The sequence below is a fragment of the Brucella lupini genome, from assembly GCF_002252535.1.
In the GTDB taxonomy this organism is placed as follows: domain Bacteria; phylum Pseudomonadota; class Alphaproteobacteria; order Rhizobiales; family Rhizobiaceae; genus Brucella; species Brucella anthropi.
This window is the reverse complement of record NZ_NNRN01000056.1, coordinates 165,538-171,620: the sequence shown is the minus strand read 5'-3', so window position 1 is coordinate 171,620 and position 6,083 is coordinate 165,538. Positions and strand designations below refer to the sequence as shown.

Here is a 6,083-nt window from a genome sequence, read left to right as displayed (position 1 = left end):
CAGTCTAATCTATATTGACTATCTCAATTTCTTTCGTTTGGATAATGACTTTGTCCTCACAGGCGGTAACGGTGGGAACGGTGGGAACACATTCATCACAACAGTTGATGCCAATGGCGGCGGTGGCGGTGGCGGTGGAACTGCGCTGATTTTCGATATTGCAAACAAAGCGACCGCGTCGACCATATTTAATTCGGGCACAGTAACGGGTGGCAACGGGGGAATGGGCGGCTATGGTTCTATAGGCGGCAGTGGTGGCTCGGGTGGCGATGGAATAGACATTACTGGTGAATTATTAAACATCACAAACACGGGACAGATTTCCGGAGGTCAGGGAGGACAACCTGGATTTGGACAATTCACGCCCGATCAGGTCGTCGGCAATGGCGGTGTTGGCCTTAGAATTAACGGTAACGACAACTACGTTACGAATTCCGGCACTATTTCGGGTGGCGCGACCGCTCAGGGATATTTGTTCGGCCCCATAGCAACTGGTGGATCAGGCGTACTCGTAACCGGAAATCGGAATGTCATCAGCAATTATGGTGCCATTCTTACGGGGCTGGACTCAATCGGTCTTCTATCGGCCCCAGCTTTAAAATTCTCTGGCAACGACAACCGACTTATTATTGGAAACGGTTATTCATTCAATAGTTCCGTTATATCAGCTGGCGACCGTAATGTTCTGGATCTCGGTGGATCCACAAATTCTTATCTGAATATCGGGCTATATTCAGGGTTCTCTGCCGTCGAAAAAACCACTAATGCCACGTGGACTGTTGTCGGAACAACTGGCGATTCAATGCCGTGGAATATCCAGGCCGGAACGTTACAGGTCGGTGACGGAGCCACGCTTGGCCATATCGGCAATGGCAATGTCAATTTACTGAACGGCGGCACGACCATTGCTTTCAACAATTATTATAATGCCACTGCGAGCAACCAGATTTCCGGCTTCGGCGGCCTTACAAAACTTGGCACGGGCACACTCACCCTTACGGGAATGAATAGTTATTCAGGTGTAACGGATATTGAGTCCGGAACTTTGGCTTTGTCTGGACAGGGACGGATCAATTCGTCGAATGATGTCATCGTAAATGGAACGCTAGACATTTCCAACGTTTCAGGTGCTCAGGTTAGGAACCTGACAGGTAACGGAACTATAAACCTCGGTGCCAGTTCGCTATCCATCGACAACACGATTGGGACCACATTTGGTGGCCAGATTGGCGGAACTGGTGGTATTTCTCTTAGTAGCGGGGCATTACTTTTAACGGGGGAGAATACATTTACAGGGAGCATTGGCTTATCGAACGGCACTCTGCTGCAGATGGGCGATGGCGGAACAACTGGTTCCATCGTTGGGAATATCCTTAACAATGGCACTGTCACCTTCAATCGTTCCGATGATGTCGTTTATGGCGGCGAAATCACTGGAACAGGTCACTTCGTGCAAGTCGGCAGCGGAAAGCTCACTCTTACTGCCACCAGTAGTTCAAGAGGAGATGTTCTGATTGGCCCCAACAGCACACTTCAGCTGGGCAATGGCGGTACAACGGGACTTATCGGTGGCACCAATTTCACTGGTACGATTACCAACCTTGGCACCTTAATCTATGATCGTTCAAATGCCTTTTCCTGGAAGGGTATCTATGCTGGCAATGGCGATATAATCAAAGAAGGTACCAATACCCTTACTTTGACAGGTGACAGTTCTGGATATGCAGGCTCAACCACGGTTAAGAGCGGCAAGTTGATCGTTGGGAACAATCTGGGGAACGGCAAGCTTGGCGGCAATGTGACTGTTTTCGACGGAGCAACACTCGGCGGATACGGCACGCTGGGTTCAGGCAAAGGTTCACTCATAAGCATTCAATCCGGTGGTATTCTGTCGCCAGGCAATTCGATTGGAACGTTGACGATCAATGGTGACCTAACCCTGCAGGCTGGCTCCTACCTTATGGCTGAGCTGGCTGGCGACGGCACTGCCGATCTCGTCAATGTAACAGGTCGGGCAAACATCAGCGGTTCGCATCTCGTTATCACGGCACTTGATCCCGAAATCAGCTACCAAGCAGGCCAGAATTACAACATTCTGTCTGCAGCTAATCTGGTTAACGGACAATTTGCGGATGTGACATCGAACTCAGCGTTCCTAACCTTCACACTCGATCCAGATCAGAGTTCAAATGCCTTCAACGTCGCGCTGAAGCCTATTGCAACCGAACCCGAACCGAACAATCCAGATCCAGGTGGCAACCCCGGGCAAGGAGAAAATCCGAAACCAACGCCTTTGTTCACGACTGTCACAGAAACGAGAAATGAGTTCGCAACGGCTCAGGCTCTGGATTCCCTCCCTCAGACCGGAAGTTCACTGGCACTTTACAACACGCTCTTGATGCAGTCGGCTGAAGAAGCCCGGTCGGCCTTTAATGATCTGTCAGGTGAAGCTTACGCATCCGCGAAAGGTGCACTGATCAATCAGTCGCAGTTCATCAACAGCGCAATCACCAATCGGCTGCAACAAGCCAACGGCTCGACACCTACAGCGCCAGTGGCCACGATGAACTATGCTTCTGAACCCAATAAGACTGAAGCCTTCGAGACTGTGACGCCAAAAGCGAGTTCTGAAAATCTTTATACGGGATGGGGATACGCTTACGGAGCCTGGAGTGAACAGGATCCGAATGGCAACACGGGTCGGCTGAAATCTTCAGTTGGCGGGTTCGTCACCGGTATCGACAGGCTTGTATACGAAAACTGGCGACTCGGCCTCCTGGCTGGCTATAGTCATACCTCCTTCGAAGTCGATAGCAGAGCATCATCCGGCAGCAGCGATAACTACACCATTGGTGCTTACACGGGTACTGAATGGCAGATGCCAAACGGCAACGCATTGGCCTTCAACTCAGGCGTTGCCTACACCTGGCATCAGTTGGACATGAACAGATATGTCGCGTTCCCCACTTTCGGTGATAGCTTGAGTGCCGATTACGACGCAGGAACGTTCCAGATATTTGGTGAACTCGGATACAAGATCCAACTCCCGAAGGCTGTGCTCGAGCCGTATGCCAATTTGTCTTATGTCCGTTTGAAAACTGATGGTTTCGATGAGGACGGCCAAACCGCAGCGGCGTTATCCACGGAATCCGATACCACAAGCACAACGTTCAGCACGCTTGGCTTTCGAGCATCGACTGGCTTCGATCTTGGAAGCATCCAAACAACCGCCCGCGCCGATATTGGCTGGAGACATGCTGCAGGAAACGTGAACCCCGTTTCAACGGCCAGCTTTGTTGGCTCGAACGCTTTCACCGTTACAGGCGCCCCGATAGCAAAGGATACCGCTATCATCGAAGCCGGGTTGGGTTTCGAACTTTCGAAAGATGCCACGCTTGGCGTGTCCTATAGCGGCCAGTTTGGTTCCGGAGCACAACGAAATGGCTTCAATGCCTCTTTGAAGGTTAGCTTCTGATCTTTTCTATTTATACTGACTGAAAGAGGGCTACGGCCCTCTTTTTGCGTTTGTAAAGGGAAAACCCCGAAGCTATGAATACCGGTGGTAAACGGTATGCGCCGTCTACGCCCCATTGATTTTACAATTTCGGCTACGGTGCAAAGCTACCAGCGTGCCGGATGTGAGCTCACCGGATAGTATCTGACGAGCTCATTGTGAGGCTTTGATGCGGGCGGCGTATGCCCATGGCATCAGGGCATCGATGTCTTTGGCGAGGTGGCCGTTTGCGAGACGGGTGAAGAGGTTGCACAGGTAGGCATAGGGCTCGACGCCGTTCATTTTACAAGTGCCGATCAGGCTGGCAAACCGGGCCCAATTACGGCCCCCTTCGTCCGAAGGGGCTGCATAATACAATAATTTTGGGCAACGAAGTTAGAGTACAATATCCATTCCATCCCGACGTTGGACGCGAGCTGGTGGTGCTCGCCGACCAAATTCACGATGGGCGTCGGCACTTTAGGTTCGGCGCGAGTGCGGGCGCTCCCAACTTCTGCCAGCCTGGATGACGGAGCGTGAAGCAGCATCGATAAAAATCGTGACTGATCCGCTTCTGCCCATAGCCAGACTTCTCGAGCTTCGTGTGTTCCTTGATGTCCTTGTATCCTTGTCTCCTCGGGGGGAGTCGCCTCCCGCAGAAGGAGGTCCTCATGTCCAGAACGATGATGAAAAGGCAGCAGCCGGATCTGTTCACAACAACGCAAGCGGATCGTCTGCCTCAAGCGATACAAGCCGAAGCCGCGAAATTGCTATTGGTCCTGCTAAAGGAAGCCGTCGCAAAACCCTACTTACTGTCAGCCCAATCAGGTCAGGAGGTGCGTCATGACGAAGATCACCGCTGATCATTTGACGCACAGCGCTGTAGTTTACGTCCGACAGTCATCGAGCGACCAGGTTGCGCACAATCTGGAGAGCCAGCGCAGACAATACGGCCTTGAGGCTCGCGCGCGTGAACTTGGCTGGAACGACGTGGAGATTATTGATGATGACCTCGGTAAGTCTGGGGCGGCGTTGCACGACGTGGATTTGAGCGGCTGTTAGCGTTAATCTGCGAGGCGCGCGTCGGCGCCGTGTTCTCGATCGAGGCCTCCCGGCTCGCGCGAAACGGTCGAGACTAGCATACACTACTGGAATTTTGCGGTTTAGTCGGCACACTCATTGTCGATGAGGAAGGTGTCTACGATTCGCGGTCGATCAACGACAGCTTGCTCTTGGGAATGAAGAGAACAATGAGCGAGATGGAGCTCAGCGTCATTCGACAGCGATCCGTTGAAGCCGTAAAGCAAAAGGCTCGACGTGGCGAGCATTTTACGACAGTTGCAGTCGGTTACGTAAAGACTAATGACGACCGGATCGAGAAGAACCCGGACGTTCGTGTTCGCGAGGCGCTTGATTTCGTCTTCAGGAAATTCGTGGAACTGCAATCGATCCGGCAGGTTTTGCTCTGATTGATCCAGGAGAAGATCTTGCTTTCGGGTCGTCGTTGGAGGATCGAACAATGCAAAAATCGGATGGCGTACACCAAGTTATACGACGTTGAACCATATGCTCACCAACCCGGTTTATGCTGGCGCATATGCATTCGGCCGACGAGGTGTCCGAACGACAATCGAAAACGGCCGGAAAAAGGTAAAACGAAATCCCCAGCGAGATTGGAAAGCTTGGGAAGTGCTGCTTCATGACCGTCACGAGGGTTATATCTCCTGGGACGATTTTGTACGGAATCAGCGCATCATCGCTGACAATGTCAGCGGCAAAAGCTTTCTGAGCCGGGGAGCCATTCGTCGCGGGGAAGCGCTTTTGCCGGGGCTGCTGCGATGTGGTCGATGTGGTCGGCGGCTTTACGTTCAATACACCGGAAGGGGTGGTGATACGCAGAAATATGTCTGTCGCGGAGAATTCAACAAAGCAGCTGTAGCAATCTGTCTTGGCTTCGGAGGAATGCGCCTCTATCGAAGGGTGGCACAAGAAGTTCTGGAGCGGCTTCAGCCCCTGGGCGTTGAGGCTGCGCTAAATGCGATGAAAGCTCAGGGAGCCGAGCAGTCTGAAAATTACGCCAACTCCAAAGATCCCTCGAACAGGCACAGTACGAAGCAAACCGAGCCTATCGTCAATACGACGCTGTGGATCCCGACAATCGCCACGTCGCGGGCGAGCTTGAACGCCGTTGGAACGAGCGCATCGACGCCATGCGTGCAATCGAACGAGAAATCGAAGGTTTAACCAATTCACCTTCTCCAGGTCTCAGCATCGGCGATCGTGAAACGCTGCTCAAGCTGGGAGACGATCTGGCCCGCGCCTGGCAGCGTCCGGGCGTTACTTCGGAGACCAAGAAGAAGATCCTGCGCACGGTGCTATCGGAGATCATCGTCGATGTTGACCAGGACAACGAGCATCTTGATCTCATCATTCATTGGCAGGGCGGAGACCACACGCGCTTGAAGGTTAAGAAGAACCGTGTTGGTGTGACGCGCTGGACGACGGATGCCGAGGTCGTGGATCTTGTACGTGTTCTCGCACGTCATATGCCCGACTATGCGATTGCCGCCGTGCTTAATCGCTCCTGAAA

6 protein-coding genes and 1 pseudogene are annotated in these 6,083 nt (G+C 52.5%); 6 read left to right on the top strand and 1 reads right to left on the bottom strand.

Annotation, left to right across the window (positions count from 1 at the left end):
* Nucleotides 1–3,475, top strand: a 3,475-nt coding sequence (locus CES86_RS21605) for an autotransporter domain-containing protein (RefSeq protein ID WP_328589825.1), incomplete at its 5' end; no start/stop codon positions are given.
* 192 nt (nt 3,476–3,667) lie between these two features.
* Here CES86_RS21605 and CES86_RS21600 read toward each other — a convergent pair.
* Nucleotides 3,668–3,859 (bottom strand): annotated as a pseudogene (locus tag CES86_RS21600) (transposase domain-containing protein); the annotation flags it as partial.
* A gap of 305 nt (nt 3,860–4,164) precedes the next feature.
* Between CES86_RS21600 and CES86_RS21595 the strand changes: the two are divergent.
* From CES86_RS21595 to CES86_RS27995, 5 genes are all read left to right on the top strand, one after another.
* Entirely contained in the window at nt 4,165–4,356 is a 192-nt protein-coding gene (locus CES86_RS21595; RefSeq protein ID WP_094515401.1) for a hypothetical protein, read from the top strand.
* Nucleotides 4,337–4,555: a recombinase family protein gene (locus CES86_RS27740; RefSeq protein ID WP_208617833.1), complete on the top strand. Its 219-nt coding sequence runs from the start codon at nt 4,337–4,339 to the stop codon at nt 4,553–4,555. The genes CES86_RS21595 and CES86_RS27740 overlap by 20 nt, the downstream gene beginning before the upstream one ends.
* 188 nt (nt 4,556–4,743) lie before the next feature.
* Nucleotides 4,744–4,962 carry a hypothetical protein gene (locus CES86_RS28005; RefSeq protein WP_328589824.1) on the top strand — a complete coding sequence of 73 codons (219 nt, stop codon included), beginning with the start codon at nt 4,744–4,746 and terminating at the stop codon, nt 4,960–4,962.
* Nucleotides 4,963–5,059: 97 nt separating this feature from the next.
* Complete coding sequence (locus CES86_RS28000; RefSeq protein WP_143851102.1) at nt 5,060–5,737, top strand: recombinase family protein; 678 nt, start codon at nt 5,060–5,062, stop codon at nt 5,735–5,737.
* On the top strand, nt 5,704–6,081 hold the full coding sequence (locus CES86_RS27995; protein ID WP_235819984.1) for a hypothetical protein: 378 nt from the start codon (nt 5,704–5,706) through the stop codon (nt 6,079–6,081). Before CES86_RS28000 ends, CES86_RS27995 begins: the two co-directional genes overlap by 34 nt.
* The last annotated feature ends 2 nt before the right edge of the window (nt 6,082–6,083 follow it).